Genomic DNA, 19,587 nt, shown 5'->3' with positions numbered 1-19,587 from the left:
CGCGGCGGATCCGCCCCTGGTCAGGGGTTGTCGCGCGGACGGGGCCCGCCTAGCGTCGGTGGCGGCGAAGGACGCCCGGGGACGACCGCACCCGCTACCCGAGGACGCACGCGATGAGGATTGCTTGCTGGCAGGCCGCGTGCGGCTCCCCCGACGTCCCGCATCTGCTGGCGCGGTTGCGCGAGGCGGCCCGGCGGGCCGCGCGGGAGGGGGCGCAGCTGCTGGTGGCGCCGGAGATGACCGTGGGCGGCTACCCGCTGCGGCCCGGCACGCTGGCCCGGGCGGCCGAGCCGTTGGACGGCCCGCACTGTGCGGCGATCTCGGAGATCGCCCGCGAGTTCTCGATCGCCGTGGTGCACGGCTGGCCGGAGGACGACGGCACCGGGGTGTACAACGCGGCCCGGCTGGTGGCCGCGGACGGCGGCACGCTGGCGGCCTACCGCAAGGCGCACCTGTTCGGCGACGTGGACACCTCCCGTTTCGTGCCGGGCGACCACGGTGTGGTGCAGGCGCGGCTCGGCGGTCTGACGGTGGGTCTGCTGGTCTGCTACGACGTGGAGTTCCCGGAGTCGGTGCGGGCGCACGCGATGGCCGGCTCGCAGCTGCTGGTGGTGCCGACGGCGCTGATGCGGCCCTGGGAGTTCGTCGCCAGGACGCTGGTGCCGGCCCGGGCGTTCGAGAGCCAGCTGTACGTGGCCTACACCAACTGGATCGGCGAGCGGGGCGGCCTGGACTTCTGCGGGCTGACCACGGTGGCCGCCCCGGACGGCACGCGGGTGACGCTGGAGGATCCCGTCGAGGGACTGCTGCTGGCGGACGTCGACCCGGCCGTGGTGGCGAAGGCGCGCGCCGACACTCCCTATCTCCTCGACCGGCGTCCCGAGCTCTACGAGGGTCTGCCCGCCCGGCTGGGCTGACCCTGGTGGGCCGGGCCCCGAAAGGTGTCCCATGTCTCCCGCTACCGGCGACCTCTCGCGTGACCTGACCGCTCCGCTGACGATGTTCGGCCCCGACTTCCCGTTCGCCTACGACGACTGGCTGCGGCACCCGGCCGGGCTCGGCCGGGTGCCGGCCGAGCGGCTCGGCGCCGCGGTGGCGGTGGTGGGCGGTGGCGTGGCCGGCCTGGTGGCCGCGTACGAGTTGATGCGGCTGGGGCTGCGGCCGGTGCTGTACGAGGCCGGTGTGCTGGGCGGCCGGATGCGGGCGGTGCCCTTCCCGGCCGATCCGGGGGTGACGGCGGAGGTCGGCGCGATGCGCTTCCCGCTGTCGGCGACGACGCTGTTCCACTATGTCGACGCGCTCGGCCTGACGACCAGTCCGTTCCCCAACCCGCTCGCGGCGCACACGCCGAGCACGGTGGTGCACCTGCACGGCGAGCGGCGGCTGGCGCGGACGGTGGACGATCTGCCGCCGGTGTTCCGTGAGGTCGCCGACGCCTGGGAGAAGACGCTGCTGGAACAGGCCGAGCTGAGCGTCATGGAGGACTCGGTGCGGCGCCGGGACGCCCCGCTGCTCAAGGCGGTGTGGAACCGCATGGTGCGCACCATGGACGACCAGTCCTTCTACGGGTTCCTGGCCGCCTCGCCGTACTTCCGGTCGTTCCGGCACCGGGAGATCTTCGGACAGGTGGGCTTCGGCACCGGCGGCTGGGACACCGACTTCCCCAACTCCATCCTGGAGGTGCTGCGGGTGGTGTACACCGGCGCCGACCAGGACCAGGTCCGGCTGGTCGGCGGCACCGGGCGGCTGGTGGACGGGCTGTGGACCCGGCCGGCCGGGCCGGGCGGCCACTGGCCGGCCGGCACCTCGCTGGCCTCGCTGCACGGCGGCCGTCCACGGCCGGGGGTGCGGGCGCTGCGGCGGGCCGGGGACGGGGTCGAGGTCACGGCCGCCGACGGGGTCCGCGAGCACTATCCGGCGGTGGTCTTCACCCCGCACGTGTGGACGCTGCTGAACCGCATCGAGTGCGATCCGGCCCTGCTGTCGCAGGCGCACTGGACGGCCGTGGAGCGGACCCACTACATGGGCGCCTCGAAGCTCTTCGTGCTCACGGACCGGCCGTTCTGGCTGGATGTCGATCCCCGGACCGGGGCCGACGTGATGAGCATGACGCTCACCGACCGTGCACCCCGCGGGGTGTATCTCTTCGACGAGGGACCGGACCGCCCGGGGGTCATATGCCTTTCGTACACGTGGAATGACGACTCGCTGAAGTTGGCCACGCTGAGCGACGAGGAACGGCTGGAGGTCCTGCTCGTGCGGCTGGCGGAAATCTATCCCGATGTTGATCTCCGTGGGCATATCATCGGAGCACCCATTACGGTGACCTGGGAGACCGAGCCACTCTTCATGGGGGCCTTCAAGGCGAACCTCCCCGGGCAGTACCGCTACCAGCGGCGGCTGTTCACCCAGTTCGTACAGGACGGCTTTCCGGCCGGCCAGCGCGGGTTCTTCCTGGCCGGGGACGACGTCTCCTGGACGGCGGGGTTCGCCGAGGGTGCGGTCACCACCGCGCTCAACGCGGTCTGGGGAGTGGTGCGCCATCTGGGTGGCGCCTGCGATCCGGCCAATCCCGGCCCCGGAGACGTCTTCGACGAGATCGCGCCCGTCCTCCTGCCGGAGGAGTGAGCGCCCGCCTCGGGGGCAAGTGAGCGCGAGTCGGGGGCAAGGTGGGGCGATGAGGGACGGCGGCGGTGGACGTGGTGCGAGGAACGGGACCGGCCCGGCCGAGCAGGCCGGCGCCGGGGCGCAGCGGCCCGACACCGCGGCAAAGCGGCCCGGGCCGCCCGTGACGCAGCTGATCAGCGCGGCGGAAGCGACCTGGGTGCAGCTGCTGACCGGCCTGGGCGCCGTGGAGTTCGCCCAGTTGCTGGAGACCCTGCGCCCGCTCGCCGGCGACGAGGGCCCGCGGGCCGGACGCCGCTGGACGCTCTGCCTGGGCGACCGCGTCCTGCTGGTGGTGGCCTACTGGCGCACCGATCTGACCATGCGTGAGGTGGCCGCGCTGTTCGGCGTCTCCAAGTCGGCCGCGGACCGGATCGTCGGCCATCTGGGCCCGCATCTGGAGTTCACCAGCACGCTGCGCCGGCGCCGGTGCCGACTGATCGTCAGGACCCACCGCACCACCGACACCGACACCGTCCCCCCGCCCGCACACCCGCGGGACACCGACTGTTCCGACTGTTCGCAGCCGTAGGACCGCCCGCGACAGCGGCCCGTCCATCCGCCCGGCAATCACGCACGACGGCCGGCTCCCCGCAGCAGCAACGCTACGGGGAGCCGGCCGTCGGCGTATATGTCCCATCAATTACGGGACAGTTACGGCGTACCGCCGATGCTTCGAATCGCCGGCGAACCGGCATCCGGCCGGGGTACGGCATGCGTTCGAGGGTTAACGGGACGCGCCCGTACCGTGCGCGGGCGATCGCGCGCCGATATGCCCGATTCGCCCGCGCTTGCCCCACCGACCCCCGCCGAATGGGGGGCCCCTACCTCCACCCCTATCGCACCTAGGGGCGCAAAACTTGATCAGTTCCTGACGACAAGTATCGTCCGGCGGGGGTCGGCAGTGTTATGTTCAGATCAGTTGTCCCGCAACTCCAAATCACCGCCAGGACGACCGGCAGGGTGGCGGAGCGGACGGGCATGGAATCCGCGCGGACACGATTCTGGTTGAATCTCGGACCATTCTTCATCCGGGTCAGGCCGAATTGTCTCCGCCAGTTCACGGGGGAACAGTGTTCCAGGCTACGGGATACGGCATTCAACAAATCAGGGTCGGGTATTCGGCTGCTCCACAGCTTCCGGAAGCCCCCAGACGCATCGTCGACTCCTGCTGCTGACACGCCGTTCCCGGGCGGTGCCGGCTCCGTCCGAAGCGATGAACCACCAGCTCGCAGACGGTTCCGACGCCCCATCCAGGCCACCTGACACCCCGTAGGACGGCGCCCAGCGCCGGTACCGCCGGGAAGAACTCTCTTTGAAAAATCCACGGCCCACAGTGAATCCTCGGCCCCGGGCGGCGGCAACCGGGACCGAAGCAAGGAGCGCGGTACATGACGGCCCGACCCGAACTGATCGAGCGCGGCGATGAACTGCTTCAGCTGACCCGCCTCACAACCGACGCGGTGAACGGAATGGGATCGGTCGGCCTGGTGGCAGGTCCGGTCGCCACCGGCAAGACCGTTCTGCTCAGCGCGCTGTGCGACCAGGCCGCCGCAGCCGGCTTCGTCACCCTGCGAGCCGTCGGCGCGGAGGCCGAGAGCAGCACCCCGCTCAGCACCGCCGGCCAACTGCTGCGCCTCGCCCCGCTCACCCCGGCGCGGCACGAACACGTCCAGCGGCTGCTTCGCCTGGCCGTCTCCTCCACCACGGCCGCGTCCACCGCCGGACCGCAGGCCCAGAGCGCCCAGCTCTGCGGCGACCTCGTCCAGGAACTCTGCGCCGTCCTGTTCGAACTCTCCACCCTGTCACCGGTCCTGCTCTGCGTGGACGACGTCCACCACGCCGACGACCACTCCCTCCAGTGGCTGCTGTTCCTGATCCGCCGCCTCGGCTCGGCCCGGATAGCCGTGGTACTGGCCGAACGCACCGCCTCCCAGCACCCGCAGCCCGCCTTCCACGCCGAACTGCTGCGCCAGCCGAACTGCCACCGCGTCATGCTCGGCCCGCTCACCCGGCAGGGTGTGGACGAGCTCATCGGCGCCCGGCTCGACCAGGTCCACCGCACCGACGCCCACCGCACCGACGAGGTCTCCGCCGGTGAACTCTCCGCCGGCGTCGACGCCCTCACCGGCGGCAACCCGCTGCTGGTCCACGCCCTCCTGGACGACCTGCGGACCTGCACCCGGCTGCCCACCGAGATGCGGCCCGCCACCCTCGGCGCCGGCTACGCCTTCTCCCAGGCCGTCGTCAGCTGTCTGCACCGCAGCGAGGAGCTGGCGCTGGCCGTCGCCCGCGGCATCGCCGTCCTCGACGAGGACAGCTGCTCGCAGGTACTCGGTCACCTGCTGGACCACTCCCCCGCCTCGGTCGAGCGCGTCATCCGCGGCCTGGACTCCGCCGGGCTGCTGGAGCACGGCCGCTTCCGCCACCCCGCGGTGCGCACCGCCGTCCTGCACGACGCCGACGCCGACGAACTCAGCCGACTGCACTTCCGGGCCGCCCACCTGCTCTACACCCGCGGCGGCACCGAGCGGGCCATCGCCCAACTCCTGCTGGCCTCCGGCGAACCCGGCGAGGCCTGGAGCACCAAGGTGCTCTGCGACGTCGCCCGGCAGGCCCTGGTGGACGGTGACGCCGAACTGGCCCGGCGCTGCGTCGAACACGCCCACCGCAGCTGCACCGACCACCGCAGGCAGGGCGAGGTGCTCACCCTGCTGGCCGGCGTCGAATGGCAGCTCCAGGCCGGCAACGCCGTCCGCCACCTGCCCCAGCTGACCGCCGCCCTGCGGGCCGGGGACCTCGCCGAGCGCCAGTCCGTCGTCGTCCTCAAATACCTGCTGCGGCACGGCCGGCTCACCGAGGCCTCCGCCATCCTGGACCACATCATGTGCCAGCAGTGGGACGTGGAGAGCCGCACCGCCGCCGAACTGCAGACCGTCAAACTGCTGCTCTCCAGCTCCTACCCCGGCGCCCTCGCCGACCTGCCGCCGCTGGGACCGTGCCGCGTCGACGAGGTCAGCACCCCCGCCGCCGTCCGCGCCGACCCGCAGCTGCAGGCCGCCGCCGTCCTCGACGAGGTGCTCAGCGGCCGCGCCCGCGAGCACACCTTCCTCGCCGCCGAACAGGTCCTGCGCAGCCTTCGCCTGACCTACCGCTCCTGGGAGCAGGCCGAGTTCGCACTGCTCGCGCTGATCTACGGCGACCAGCTGGAACGCGCCGCACTCCGCTGCGACCAGCTACTGGAGCGGATCGGCCACGCCGCCGAGGGCTGGCGCCCCCCGCTGCTGGCCCTGCGCAGCCAGATCGCCGTCCGCCAGGGCCGGCTGGTCGACGCCGAACGCGACGCCAAGACCGCCCTGGAGACCATGCCCTGGCAGGGCTGGGGTGTGAACATCGGACTGCCCCTGTCCACCCTGCTGATGGCACAGACCGCGATGGGCAAGTACGAGGACGCCGCCGAACTCCTCAACCGCCCGATCCCGCAGGCGATCTACAAGACCCGCTACGGCCTGCACTACCTCCACGCGAGAGGCGAGTTCCGGCTCGCCACCAACAACTCCCAGGCCGCCCTCGACGACTTCACCATCTGCGGCGAGATGATGCAGGACTGGGACCTCGACCTGCCGAGCGTGGTGGCCTGGCGCGGCGCCGCCGCGCGGGTGCACCTGCAGGCCGGCGACCTCCAGCAGGCCAGGATCCTGATCGACGAACAGACCCGGCGCCTGCAGCCCGGCCCGTCCCGCTCCCGCGGCATGACCGTGCGCCTGAGCGCCGCCGTCGCCGAGCTCAAGCACCGCCCCTCGCTGCTGCGCCAGGCGGTCGACGAGCTCCAGCGCAGCGACTCCCCCATCGAACTCGCCCTGGCGCTGGCCGACCTCGGCTACGCGCACCAGAACCTCGGCGACCACAAGCGCTCCCGGATCATGATGAACCGGGCCTGGCAGCTGGCCAAGGAACACCGCGCCGAGCCCATCCAGCGCGGGCTCTCCAGCCTCTTCTCCGACGTCCGCGACGAGGCCTCGCAGGTGCCCGGCGCGGCCGGCACCGCCTGCACGGGCGGGCTCAGCGACGCCGAACGGCGGGTCGCCTCCCTTGCCGCACTCGGACACACCAACCGGGAGATCGCCCGGGAACTGTTCATCACCGTCAGCACCGTGGAGCAGCACCTGACCCGGGTCTACCGCAAGCTGAAGGTCACCCGGCGCAGCGACCTGCCGGGCGAACTCTGCCTGGCCACCGGCAGCCCGGCCGGCACGGCGGCGGCCAGCTACGCCTGACCCGCCCGACCGGCCCGTGACGCCGTCGGCCCCGCTGCGCAGCGGGGCCGACGGCGTCGGTGCGCCACCCGCGGTCAGGAGGCGTGCGCGGCCAGCGCGTCGGTGATCTCGGCCAGTACGGCCTGCTGGTGGGCCGCCAGGTAGAAGTGCCCGCCCGGGAAAACCCGCAGGGTGAAGGCGCCGCTGGTCTCCTCCGCCCAGGCCTTGGCCTCCTCCACGGTCGACTTCACGTCGTCGTCCCCGATCAGCGCCACGATCGGGCCGGTGAGCGGACCGCCCTCCGGCCGGCGGTAGGTCTCGATCGCCCGGTAGTCGTTGCGGATCGCCGGCAGGATCATCCGCAGGATCTCCTCGTCGCCGAGCAGCGCGGTGTTCGTGCCGCTGAGCGACTTGAGTTCCGCCACGAGTCCGTCGTCGTCCCGCAGGTGGACGGTCTCCTCGCGGTGCGTGGCAGGCCCGCGCCGACCGGAGACGAACAGCACCGCCGGGGGCCGCCCGTCCGCCTCCAGCCGGCGGGCCAGCTCGAAGCCGAGGGTCGCGCCCATGCTGTGGCCGAAGATCGCCAGCGGGCGGTCGTCCTCCACCGCGCCCAGCACCCGGTGGATGCGGTCGGCCAGTTCGGCGACGGTCCCGATGCTCGGCTCGGCCCGGCGGTCCTGGCGGCCCGGGTACTGCGCCGCCAGCACCTCGATCCGCGGGGACAGCGCCGCCGACACCGGGAAGTAGAAGCTCGCCGAGCCTCCGGCGTGCGGCAGACAGAGCAGGCGCACCGGGGCGTCCGGGGCCTGGTGGAAGCGGCGGATCCAGAGGTCGTACTCGGCGTTGGTGGGCACGGTCATGCGGGGATCTCTCTCGTCTCTCTGGAAGTACGGATGGGGCCCCGTAGGGGCTCGTCGGTCAGTTGGTTCGGTCGGCCCGGGGGGGGGCGTCCCGGCGCGCGGGGCGCCGGCCCCGGCTCAGCACACGTCGCCCAGCCAGTTCTCGACCAGCTCGGCGGTCGCGGCCGCGTGTTCCTCCATGACGGTGAAGTGGTCGCCCAGGCCGTCGAGCAGCGTGTGCTCGTGCGGCCAGGAGGCGCGGGCCCCGCTCGTCAGCGCCCGGTCGCCGCCACCGGGCACCGACAGCGACTCGGGCGCCCGCACCAGCAGGGTCGGCGCGGTGATCTCCGCGGGCTGCCAGCCGGTGAACAGCCGCAGGTAGCCGCCCATCGCCGTGAGCCTGGTGTCGTCCATCGGCACGTACGCGCCCTCGCGGGCCAGCATCGCCCCGGTCAGGACCGGCAGCAGTTCGGCGACGGAGGCCGCGGCCCCCGAAACGCCACCGCCCGGGCCCCGGCCGGCGGGTGTCCCGCCGGCCGGTTCGAAGGAGTAGGTGTCGACCAGCACGACGGCCGAGGGACCGGCGCCGAGCTCCTCCAGCCGGGCGGCCGTCGCCTGGGCCAGCAGACCGCCCGTCGAGTGGCCCAGCAGCGCGAACTGCGCGCCCCCGGCCGCCCGGAGCACGCTCCGCGCCGCCAGGTCGAGGATCGCCGCCGCGTCGGCGGGCAGCCGTTCACCCTCCAGGAAGCCGGGCAGCGGCAGCGCCTGCACCGCGCGCCGGCCACGGAGGGCGGCGGCCAGCCGCGCGTACTGGTGCGGGCCGGAGATCGCCAGCAGCGAGGGCAGGCAGAGCAGCATCGGCTCCGCCGGGCCGTCCGCCAGCCGGACCGGCTCCAGCACCGGCCGGGACGCGTCGGCCAGCCCGGTCTCGGTGTCGGCTTCGAAGGTCGGGCGGAACCGGGAGGCCGCGAACAGCAGCTCCATGAATTCGCCGCTGCGGCCGGACTCGGCCGCCGACCTCAGCAGGGTGCCGATGGTGCCCAGCGGGCGCCCGGCCTCCCCGCCGCCGGACGCCCCCGGGGCGCCGCCGGCCGGAGTGTGCGTGGCGAGCAGGGCGCCGAGCCGGGCCGCCAGCAGGCGAGGCGCGGGATGGTCGAAGAGCAGCGTCGCCGGCAGCCGCAGGCCGGTGGCCCCGGCAAGCCGGTTGCGCAGCTCGACCGAGGTGAGGGAGTCGAACCCGAGCTCCAGGAAGGCCCGCCCGGCGTCGACGGCCTCGGGCCGCGGGTGGCCGAGCACCGCTGCCGCGTGCACCCGGACCAGGTCCAGCAGCAGCTCGGCCTGCTCCTCGGCGGAACGTCCGGCCAACCGCTCGGCCAGCGCCTGCGGGGAGGACCCACCGACCGTCGCCGAGCGCCGCGGCGGGATCCGGACCAGGCCGCGCAGCAGCGCGGGCACCTGCCCGGAGGCGGCCGCCCCGGCCCGTACGCCCGCCAGATCGATCCTGGCCGGCACCAGCAGTGCGCTGCCCGGCACGGCCTCCTGGCCCCCCTCCGACGAGGTCCGGGCGGAGAGCATCAGTGCGGTGTCGAAGAGCGCCAGGCCCTCCGCCGACGACAGCCCGGCCACCCCGCCGCGGGCCAGGCGCTGGACGCCCGCGTCGCCGAGGTCGCCGGTCATCGTGCTCTCCTCGGCCCACAGGCCCCAGGCGAGCGAGGTCGCCGGCAGACCGGCCGCCCGGCGGTGGTCGGCGAGAGCGTCCAGGAAGGCGTTGGCGGCAGCGTAGTTGGCCTGCCCCGCCATCCCGAACACCCCGGCGGCGGACGAGAACAGCACGAACGCCGCCAGGTCGTGACCGGCCGTCAGCTCGTGCAGGTTCCACGCCGCGTCCACCTTCGGCCGCAGCACCGCGTCCAACCGCTCCGGGGTCAGCGCGGAGAGCACGCCGTCGTCCAGCACACCCGCCGCGTGGACCACGGCGGTCAGCGGGGCCGCCAGGCCGTCCAGCAGGGTCGCGAGGGCCTCGCGGTCGGCGACGTCGCACGCGGCCAGTGTCACCTCGGCGCCGAGCCCGGTCAGCTCCGCGGCCAGCTCGGCCGCGCCCTGCGCGGCCGAACCCCGGCGCGAGACCAGGAGCAGTCGACGGGCCCCGTACGCGGTGACCAGGTGCCGGCTCAGGAGTGCGCCCAGCAGGCCGGTCGCCCCGGTGACCAGCACCGTGCCGTCCGGGTCGAGCCCGGGCAACCCGGCCCCGGCCGGGTCGGACCCGGAGGCGGTGTCGGGCACCCGCGCCAGGCGCGGGGCGAGCGCGGCGCCGGCGCGCAGCGCCACCTGTGGCTCGCCGCAGACGGCGGCCCGGGGCAGGGCGCGCAGGGAGGCGGCGTCGGCGTCCAGGTCGACCAGCACGATCCGGTCCGGGTTCTCCGACTGCGCGGTCCGCAGCAGGCCCCAGGCGGCCGCGGCCGCCAGGTCCTCGGCGGTCGTCGCCCCGCGGGTCACCACGACCAGACGGGAGTCCGCGAAGCACTCCAGGGCGAGCCAGCGCTGCAACAGCCCCAGCAGGCCGTGCAGGCCGGCGCGGGTGGCGGCGGCCGTGCCGTCGCCGTCCCGGTCTCCGGTCCCCTTCCCGTTCCCGTTCCCGTTCCCGGCGGCGGCGGCCGGGAGCATCCCGGCCCCGAGCATCGGCAGCACGACGGTGCCCGGGACGGCCGCGCCCTCGGCGACGGCCTCGGCCAGCGCGTCGAGCCCGGCGTACGCGGTCGCCCGGACCGCCCCGAGCAGCTGCTCCAAACCGTCGGGGATGCCGCTCCCGGCATCGGTGAGGACGGCCCAGCCGTCACCCTCGCCGCCCGCGGCGGGCGCGCCGAGCGGCAGCGCCGTCCACTCCAGCCGGAACAGCGAGTCGTGGAAGGGAGTTCGTCCGGCCGAGAGGCGGTCCACCGCGACCGGCCGCAGAACCAGTTGCTCGATCGAGGCCACCGGCGCACCCGCGCCGTCCGCGACCGCCAGCGACACCGTGTCGGCGCCCTGTGCGGCGATCCGCACCCGCAGCGCCGTCGCGCCCGTCGCGTGCAGGCTGACCCCGCCCCAGGCGAACGGCAGGCGCGTCTGCCCGCCGTCGGCCAGCACACCGCCGAGGCCGATCGCGTGCAGCGCGCCGTCCAGCAACGCCGGGTGCAGCCCGTACCGGGCCGCCTGGTCCTTGGCCTCCCCGGGCAGCTCCACCTCGGCGAACAGCTCGCCGTCACGGCGCCAGGCGGCACGCAGGCCCTGGAACACCGGCCCGTAGCCGAACCCCGCCGCCGCGAAACCCTGGTAGAGCTCGTCGACCGGGACGGCAGCGGCGCCGGCCGGCGGCCAGGCCGCCAGATCGAAGCCGACCGGCGGCACCGCGCCCGTCGAGACCAGACCGGACGCGTGCCGGGTCCACAACTCGTCGGCGGTAGCGGCCTCGGCGCGGGAGTAGAAGCCGACGGTGCGTCGACCGCCGTCGTCCGGCGCCCCCACCCAGAGCTGCAGCTGCACGCCGCCATGCGCGGGCAGGATCAGTGGGGCCTCCAACGTCAGCTCGTCCAGCCGGTCGCAGTCGACCTGGTCTCCCGCCCGGACGGCCAGCTCGACGAAGGCGGTGCCCGGCAGCAGCACGAGCTCGCCGACGGCATGGTCGGCCAGCCACGGGTGGGAGTCCAGGCCGAGGCGGCCGGTCAGGAGGTGTCCCTCGCCGTCGCCGTCCGCCACCGCGAGCGAGGCGCCCAGCAGCGGGTGGTCCGCGGACCCCAGACCGGCGGAGGCCACATCACCCAGCCAACCGGTCAACGGGCGGGGCCAGTAGTTCTCGTGCTCGAAGGCATAGGTCGGCAGATCGAAGCCCGGACCGTCGGTGCCCGTGAAGACGGCGGCCCGCCAGTCGACGGCCACCCCGCGCACCCACGCCTCCGCGAACGAGGCCAGCACCCGCCGGGGCCCGCCCTCGTCGCGGCGCAGCGTGCCGACCGTGACGGCGTCGCATCCGGCCTGCTCGGCGCTCTCCTGGAGCCCCGTGACCAGCACGGGGTGGGCGCTGACCTCGACGAACGTGCCGAAGCCGTCCGCGCGGAGGGTGTCCACCGCCTCGCGGAAACGGACGGTCGTGCGGAGGTTGGTGTACCAGTACTCGGCATCCATGCCCGAGCCGTCGGTGAGTTCACCGGTGACCGTCGAGAAGACCGGAATCCGACCAGCACGCGGCCGGACCTCGGCGAGGACCTCCAGCAGTTCGGTACGGATCGACTCCACCTGCGCGGAGTGCGAGGCGTAGTCCACGGGAATGCGGCGAGCACGGACACCGTCCGCCTCGCAGGACGCCAACAGCTCGTCCAGCGCCGCCGGTTCACCGGACACGACCACCGACGACGGGCCGTTCACGGCCGCCACCGAGATCCGCTCCTCACCCCAAACCGAGAGACGCTCACGCACCCCCTCCACCGACAGCCCGACCGACACCATGCCACCCAGACCCGCCAGCCCACCGGCGATCGCCCGACTGCGCAGCGCCACCACCCGGGCACCGTCCTCCAGCGACAGCGCTCCCGCCACCACAGCGGCAGCGATCTCACCCTGCGAGTGACCGACCACCGCGCCCGGCTCGACACCGGCCGCCCGCCACACCTCCGCCAGCGACACCATCACCGCCCACAGCACCGGCTGCACCACATCGACACGGTCCATCCAGGCGTCACCACCATCACCACGGACCACGTCCAGCAGCGACCACCCGTCAGCGAACGGCCCCAACGCCACCGCGCACTCCGCCATCCGCACCGCGAACACCGGCGACGACTCCAACAGCTCCACCGCCATCGCCGCCCACTGCGAACCCTGCCCCGGAAAGACGAACGCCACCTTCCCCGCCGAGCCGGCCATGCCCCGGACCAGGCCTGCCGAGACTCCGTCCTCCGCCAGCGTCCGTAGGGCCGTCCTGAGCTCGTCCGCGTCGGTACCCACCACGACGGCGCGCTGCTCGAATGCGGCACGGGTCGAGGCCAGGGCCAGGCCGACCGCGTCGGGGGAGGTCTCCGGCGCGGTGTCCAGACGGTCGAGCAGCCGCCGCGCCTGGCGCGCCAGTGCCGCCGTGCTCCGGGCCGACAGCACCCACGGCACGCCGGCCGACACCGCGGGCGCCGACGGGCGGCTGTCCTCCCCGTCGGCCGCCGTCCCGGCGGCGGGCTCCGGGGCCTGCTCCAGGATGATGTGCGCGTTGGTGCCGCTGAACCCGAAGGAGGAGACGGCGGAGCGCCGCGGACGGTCGTTCTCCGGCCAGTCGCGGGCGTCGGCGAGCAGTTCGACCGCGCCCGCCGACCAGTCGACGTGCGAGGACGGCTCGCCCACGTACAGGCTCTTCGGCAGGACGCCGTGCTGCATCGCGAGCACCATCTTGATCACACCGGCGGCACCGGCCGCCGCCTGGGTGTGCCCCAGGTTGGACTTCACCGAGCCGAGCCAGAGCGGCCGGTCCGCGGGCCGGTTCTGTCCGTAGGTGGCGAGCAGGGCCTGCGCCTCGATCGGGTCGCCCAGCGTGGTGCCCGTGCCGTGCGCCTCGACCGCGTCGACCTCGGCGGACGTGAGGGCCGCGTTCGCCAGTGCCTGCTTGATCACGCGCTGCTGGGACGGTCCGTTAGGCGCGGTGAGGCCGTTGCTGGCGCCGTCCTGGTTGACCGCGCTGGCGCGGACGATCCCGAGCACCGGGTGCCCGTTGCGACGGGCGTCCGAGAGCCGCTCCACCAGGATCATGCCGACGCCCTCGCCCCAGCCCGTGCCGTCCGCGTCCTCGGAGAACGCCTTGCAGCGCCCGTCCGCCGCCAGCCCGCGCTGGCGGCTGAACTCCACGAAGGTGCTGGGCGTCAGCATCACCGTCACACCGCCCGCCAGGGCGAGCGTCGACTCCCCGGTCCGCAGCGACTGACAGGCCAGGTGCAGCGCCACCAGCGAGGACGAGCACGCCGTGTCGATGGTGACGGCGGGGCCCTCCAGCCCGAAGGTGTACGAGACCCGGCCGGACGCGATGCTGCCCGAGGTGCCGGTACTGATCTGCCCCTCGGCGCCCTCCACCGACTGCTGGAGCACCATGGCGTAGTCGTTGTACATCACCCCGACGAAGACGCCGGTCCGGCTGCCCCGGACCGAGCCCGGGTCGATGCCCGCCCGCTCGAACGCCTCCCAGGAGGTCTCCAACAGCAGCCGCTGCTGCGGGTCCATCGACATCGCCTCACGCGGCGAGATCCCGAAGAAGCCCGGGTCGAACTCCCCCGCCCGGTAGAGGAATCCGCCTTCGCGGACGTACGAGGTGCCCTGGTGGTCGGGGTCCGGGTGGTAGAGGTTCTCGACGTCCCAGCCGCGGTCCTCCGGGAAGAAGGAGAGCGCGTCGCGGCCGTCGGCGACCAGTCGCCACAGATCCTCCGGCGAGTCCACCCCGCCCGGGTAGCGGCAGGCCATGCCGACGATGGCGATCGGCTCGTCGTCCAGGCCCGCCGGGGGCGCCGACGGAAGACCGGCGGTGGGCAACACGCCCAGTAGCTCGGTACGGAGCTGGTCGGCGAGCACCGCCGGGTTCGGGTAGTCGAAGACCAGGGTCGCCGGCAGCCGCAGCCCGGTGACCCCGTTGAGGCGGTTCCGCAGTTCGACGGCCGTCAGCGAGTCGAATCCGAGGTCCTTGAACGCCCGACTGGTGTCCACCGCGGCGGAGTTCGGGTAGCCGAGCACAGCGGCGACCTCGGCGCGCACCAGGTCGAGCAGGGCGGTCGTCCGCTCGGCCTCGCCCAGCGCGGCCAGGCGGTCCGCAAGCGCCGACCCGCCTGCGCTGCCGCTCCCGGCGGCCGCCCGCCGCAGCGGCGCCCGCACCAGACCACGCAGCACCGGAGGCACCGGGCCCGAGGCGGCCGCCTGGGCGCGCAGCCCGGCGAGGTCGAGGCGGATCGGCACCAGGACGGCTTCGTCGAGGTCGCCCGCGGCATCGAGCAGTGCGAGACCGTCGGCCGTGGAGAGCGCCTGCACACCGCCCCGCGCCATCCGCTGCACGTCGGCCTCGTCCAGCTCGGCACCCATCCCGCCGCCGTCCTCGGCCCACAGGCCCCAGGCGAGCGAGGTCGCCGGCAGACCGGCCGCCCGGCGGTACTCGGCCAAGGCGTCCAGGAAGGCGTTGGCGGAAGCATAGTTGGCCTGCCCGGCCGCGCCGAACACCCCGGCCGCGGACGAGAACAGCACGAACGCGGCCAGGTCGTGGCCGGCGGTCAACTCGTGCAGGTTCCACGCCGCGTCCACCTTCGGACGCAGCACCGCCTCCAGCCGCTCCGGTGTCAGCGACGGCACGACGCCGTCGTCCAGCACACCCGCCGTATGCACCACGGCCGTCAGCTCGACGCCCTCCAGCAGCCGCGCCAGCGCCACGCGGTCCGCCACGTCGCACGCAGCGAACGTCACCTCCGCACCCAACCTGCCGAGCTCTGCGGCCAGTTCGTCCGCGCCCTCGGCCTGCGCACCACGACGCGAGACCAGCAGCAGACGACGAGCGCCGTACTCCGTCACCAGATGACGCGCGACCACCCCACCCAGCGCACCCGTCGCACCCGTCAGCAGCACCGTCCCCTCCGGGTCCAACGCCCGCAGACCGTCCGCCGGGACGGCCGTCTCGGCGGCGCGCAGCAGGCGACGCGCGGACGCCTCGCCCGCGCGCAGCGCGAGCTCGGGCTCCCCCGTGTCGAGGGCCCGGGGCAGTGCCTTCAGGGAGTCGGGGTCCTCGTCCAGGTCGACCAGGACGATCCGGCCCGGGTTCTCCGACTGCGCCGAGCGCAGCAGACCGTGCACGGCGGCGGCCGCCAGGTCACCGGTCGTCGCGCCACGCGTCACCACGACGAGCCGGGAGTCCGCGAACGCGTCCTGCGCCAGCCACTCCTGCACCAGCGCGAGGGCGTCCCGCACGGCGGCATGCGTGGCCGCGACGACACCCAGGCAATCCGCGGTGGCGACCGGCAGGACCAGCGTCTCCGGAACCGGCCCGGCCGCCACCACCGCCGCGAGGTCCGCGAACCGGACCGCGCCCGGCAGGCCCAGATCGTCACCGCCCAGCACACCCACCGCACCGTCCGCCGCCTGCGCCGCCAGGGCCACCGGCACCCACCGGGGGCGGAAGAGCGACTCCTGACGTCCGCCCGCCATCTGCTCCGCAGCGAACGTCCGCAGCACCAGCGAGCCGACCGTCGCGACGGGCGCACCCGAGGCGTCGGCCACGGTCAGCGCCACCGCATCGGCGCTCTTCGCCGAGAACCGCACCCGCAGCTCACTGGCACCGGCCGCGTGCAGGGTCACGTCCGACCAGGCGAACGGCAGCCGCCCCTGCCCGGTGTCCTCCAGCAGCCCTCCGAGGGCCACCGTGTGCAGTGCGGCGTCCAGCAGCGCGGGGTGGAGCGCGAACAGTCCCGCCTCCCCACGTGCCTCCTCCGGCAGCGCGACCTCGGCGAACACCTCGGCGCCACGCCGCCACGCGGCCCTGAGCCCCCGGAACACCGGGCCGTAGGCGAAACCGGCAGCGGCGAACCCCTCGTAGACGCCGTCCACCGCAAGCGGCTCCGCACCGGCCGGCGGCCACTCGGTCAGGTCGACCGGGACAGCGCTGCCGGCAGCGGCCAGCACTCCGGCCGCATGGCGCACCCACGGCTCGTCCGCCGACGCGTCCTCCCCTCGCGAGAACACCGACACCGGCCGACGGCCCGCCTCGTCCGGCACGCCCACCGACACCTGGACCTGCACAGCACCACGCACCGGAAGCACCAACGGCGCCTCCAGCGTCAACTCCTCGACCAGACCGCACCCGACCTGGTCGCCGGCCCGAACGGCCAGTTCCACAAAGGCCGTTCCCGGCAGCAGTACCTTGCCCGCCACGGCGTGGTCCGCCAGCCAGGGGTGGGCGTCCAGCGCCAGCCGCCCGGTGAGAACGTGCCCGTCCGCGTCCGCGAGCGCCAGCGACGCGCCCAGCAGCGGATGATCGGCGGCACCGAGACCGGCGGACACCACGTCACCGACGAAGCCCCGCAACGGCCTCGGCCAGAAGTACTCCTGCTGGAAGGCGTAGGTGGGGAGGTCGACACGGCGGGCGTCGAGATCCGCGAAGACGGCCTGCCAGTCGAGCCTGGCGCCGCGCACGTGCAGCCGGGCGAGGGCGGTGGTGAAGCTCAGGGCTTCGGGGCGGTCCCGGCGCAGGGCAGGGGTGAGGGTGGCGTCGGTGTCCTCGGCGAGACACTGCTGCGCCATCGCGGTCAGCGTCCCGTCCGGACCCAACTCCAGAAACGTCCGGACCCCTTCGCCCTCCAGCACCTGAACGGCGTCGGCGAAACGAACCGCCTCACGGACATGCCGCACCCAGTACTCGGGATCCGTCAGCTCGTCCGACGCCAGGGCACCGGTGAGAGTGGAGACGATCGGGATCCTTGGCGCCTCGAACGTCAACTCCGAAGCCACCGAACGGAACTCGTCCAGCATCCCGTCCATCAACGGCGAATGGAACGCATGGCTCACCGTCAGCCGCTTCGTCCGGCGACCATCCGCCGCCAGCTTCTCCGCAACCTCCAGAACAGCCCGCTCGACACCCGAAATCACCACCGACACAGGCCCGTTGACAGCAGCGACACCGACACCCCCGGTCAGCAACGGCAGCACCTCCGCCTCCGCGGCCTCCACCGCCACCATCGCACCACCACGCGGCAACGCCTGCATCAGACGCCCACGCGCCGCCACCAGCTTCGCCGCGTCCGCCAGCGACAACACACCCGCCACATGCGCGGCAGCCAACTCACCGATCGAGTGCCCGGCCAGGAAATCCGGCCGCACACCCCACGACTCGACCAACCGGAACAGCGCCACCTCCAACGCGAACAACGCCGGCTGCGTGTAACCCGTCTCGTCGCTCAGGTCGGTGTCAGCGATCGCCGTGCGCAGTGAACGCCCGAGCAGCGGATCCAACTCCGCACACACCGCGTCGAACGCCGCCGCGAACGCCGGGAAAGCGCCGTACAGCTCCTCCCCCATCCCCGCCCGCTGACTCCCCTGCCCCGCGAACAGGAACGCCGCACGACCGGCCGTCCCCGCGACACCCTCCGCCGCCGCCGACCCGCCGGCCGCCAGCGCCTCCAGCCCCGCCAGCACCTGCGCCCGGTCGCCGCCGACCAGCGCCGCCCGGTGCTCGAACGCCGACCGGGCCGTCGCCAGCGTCAACCCGACGTCCGTCAGACCGAGGTCCGGCTCGGCCGCCAGGCGCTCGGCCAGCCGCCCGGCCTGGCCCCGCAGCGCCTCCGGCGTACGGCCGGAGAGCACCACCGGTACCGGACGGGCGGGCGCACCGCCCGGCCCGGGGGCCGGCTCCTCGGCGGGTGCCTGCTCCAGGATGATGTGCGCGTTGGTGCCGCTGAACCCGAACGACGAGACCGCCGAGCGACGCGGCTCGCCCGTCTCGGGCCACTGTTCGGCCTCGGCGAGCAGCTCGACCGCGCCTGCCGACCAGTTGACGTGCGAGGACGGCTCGCCAACGTGCAGGCTCTTCGGCAGGACGCCGTGCTGCATCGCGAGCACCATCTTGATCACACCGGCCGCACCCGCCGCCGCCTGGGTGTGGCCCAGGTTGGACTTCACCGAGCCGAGCTTCAACGGCCGGGTCTCGGGCCGGGTCTGCCCGTAGGTGGCGAGCAGGGCCTGCGCCTCGATCGGGTCGCCCAGCGTGGTGCCCGTACCGTGCGCCTCGACCGCGTCGACCTGCGCGGACGTCAGGCCGGCGTTGCTCAGCGCCTGCTTGATGACACGCTGCTGGGAGGGGCCGTTCGGCGCCGTCAGGCCGTTCGACGCGCCGTCCTGGTTGACGGCGCTGCCGCGCACGATGCCCAGGACCCGGTGCCCGTTGCGCTGTGCGTCCGACAGCCGCTCGACGAGCAGCATGCCGACCCCTTCACCCCACCCGGTGCCGTCCGCGTCGTCGGAGAACGCCTTGCAGCGCCCGTCCGCCGCCAGCCCGCGCTGGCGGCTGAACTCCACGAACGTTCCCGGGGTCAGCATCACCGTCACACCGCCCGCCAGGGCGAGCGTCGACTCCCCGGTCCGCAGCGACTGGCAGGCGAGGTGCAGCGCCACCAGCGACGAGGAGCAGGCGGTGTCGATGGTGACGGCAGGCCCCTCCAGCCCCAGCGTGTACGAGACCCGGCCGGACGCGATGCTGCCCGAGCTGCCGGTGCCGATCTGGCCCTCGGCGCCCTCCACCGACTGCTGGAGCAGCATGCCGTAGTCGTTGTACATCACCCCGACGAAGACGCCGGTCCGGCTGCCGCGCAGGGTGACCGGGTCGATCCCGGCCCGCTCGAACGCCTCCCAGGACGTCTCCAACAGCAGCCGCTGCTGCGGGTCCATCGACATCGCCTCACGCGGCGAGATCCCGAAGAAGCCCGGGTCGAACTCACCTGCCCGGTGCAGGAATCCGCCTTCGCGGGCGTATGAGGTGCCCTGGTGGTCGGGGTCCGGGTGGTAGAGGTTCTCGACGTCCCAGCCGCGGTCCTCCGGGAAGAGGGACACCGCGTCGCGGCCGTCCGCGACCAGTCGCCAGAGGTCCTCCGGCGAGTCCACCCCGCCGGGGAACCGGCAGGCCATGCCGACGATCGCGATCGGCTCGTGCTCGCCGTCCTCGATCTCCTTCAGCCGTCGGCGGGTCTCGTGGAGATCCGTCGTCACGCGCTTGAGGAAGTACCGAAGCTTGTCCTCGGCCGCCAGGTCTGCCGGCATGTCAGGTCACCTCTCAGGATGTTGCAGAAGGTCGGGCGGTG

At 73.7% G+C, this 19,587-nt stretch carries 6 protein-coding genes; 4 read left to right on the top strand and 2 right to left on the bottom strand.

Annotated elements, in window-relative coordinates; translation table 11 throughout:
* The first annotated feature begins 113 nt into the window (after positions 1-113).
* From OG871_RS33310 to OG871_RS33295, 4 genes are all read left to right on the top strand, one after another.
* A complete protein-coding gene (locus OG871_RS33310) occupies positions 114-917 on the top strand; it encodes a carbon-nitrogen hydrolase family protein (RefSeq protein WP_371501905.1) in 804 nt (267 codons plus the stop codon).
* 31 nt (positions 918-948) lie between these two features.
* Complete coding sequence (locus OG871_RS33305; RefSeq protein ID WP_371501903.1) at positions 949-2,628, top strand: flavin monoamine oxidase family protein; 1,680 nt, start codon at positions 949-951, stop codon at positions 2,626-2,628.
* Between the two features lie 49 nt (positions 2,629-2,677).
* Positions 2,678-3,196, top strand: coding sequence for a transposase family protein (locus OG871_RS33300; RefSeq protein ID WP_371501901.1), 519 nt, complete (start codon positions 2,678-2,680; stop codon positions 3,194-3,196).
* Between the two features lie 859 nt (positions 3,197-4,055).
* Positions 4,056-6,941, top strand: coding sequence for an AAA family ATPase (locus tag OG871_RS33295; RefSeq protein WP_371501900.1), 2,886 nt, complete (start codon positions 4,056-4,058; stop codon positions 6,939-6,941).
* Positions 6,942-7,015: 74 nt separating this feature from the next.
* Here OG871_RS33295 and OG871_RS33290 read toward each other — a convergent pair whose 3' ends face one another.
* Together OG871_RS33290 and OG871_RS33285 are read right to left on the bottom strand one after the other, a co-directional pair.
* Complete coding sequence (locus OG871_RS33290; RefSeq protein WP_371501899.1) at positions 7,016-7,780, bottom strand: thioesterase II family protein; 765 nt, start codon at positions 7,778-7,780, stop codon at positions 7,016-7,018.
* 117 nt (positions 7,781-7,897) lie between these two features.
* Positions 7,898-19,546: a type I polyketide synthase gene (locus OG871_RS33285; RefSeq protein ID WP_371501898.1), complete on the bottom strand. Its 11,649-nt coding sequence runs from the start codon at positions 19,544-19,546 to the stop codon at positions 7,898-7,900.
* Positions 19,547-19,587: the final 41 nt, after the last annotated feature.

Origin of the sequence: Kitasatospora sp. NBC_00374 (genome assembly GCF_041434935.1) — a bacterium.
Classification (GTDB): Bacteria; Actinomycetota; Actinomycetes; order Streptomycetales; family Streptomycetaceae; genus Kitasatospora.
The sequence above is the reverse complement of the archived record's forward strand: the minus strand, read 5'-3'. Positions and strand labels throughout refer to the sequence as shown.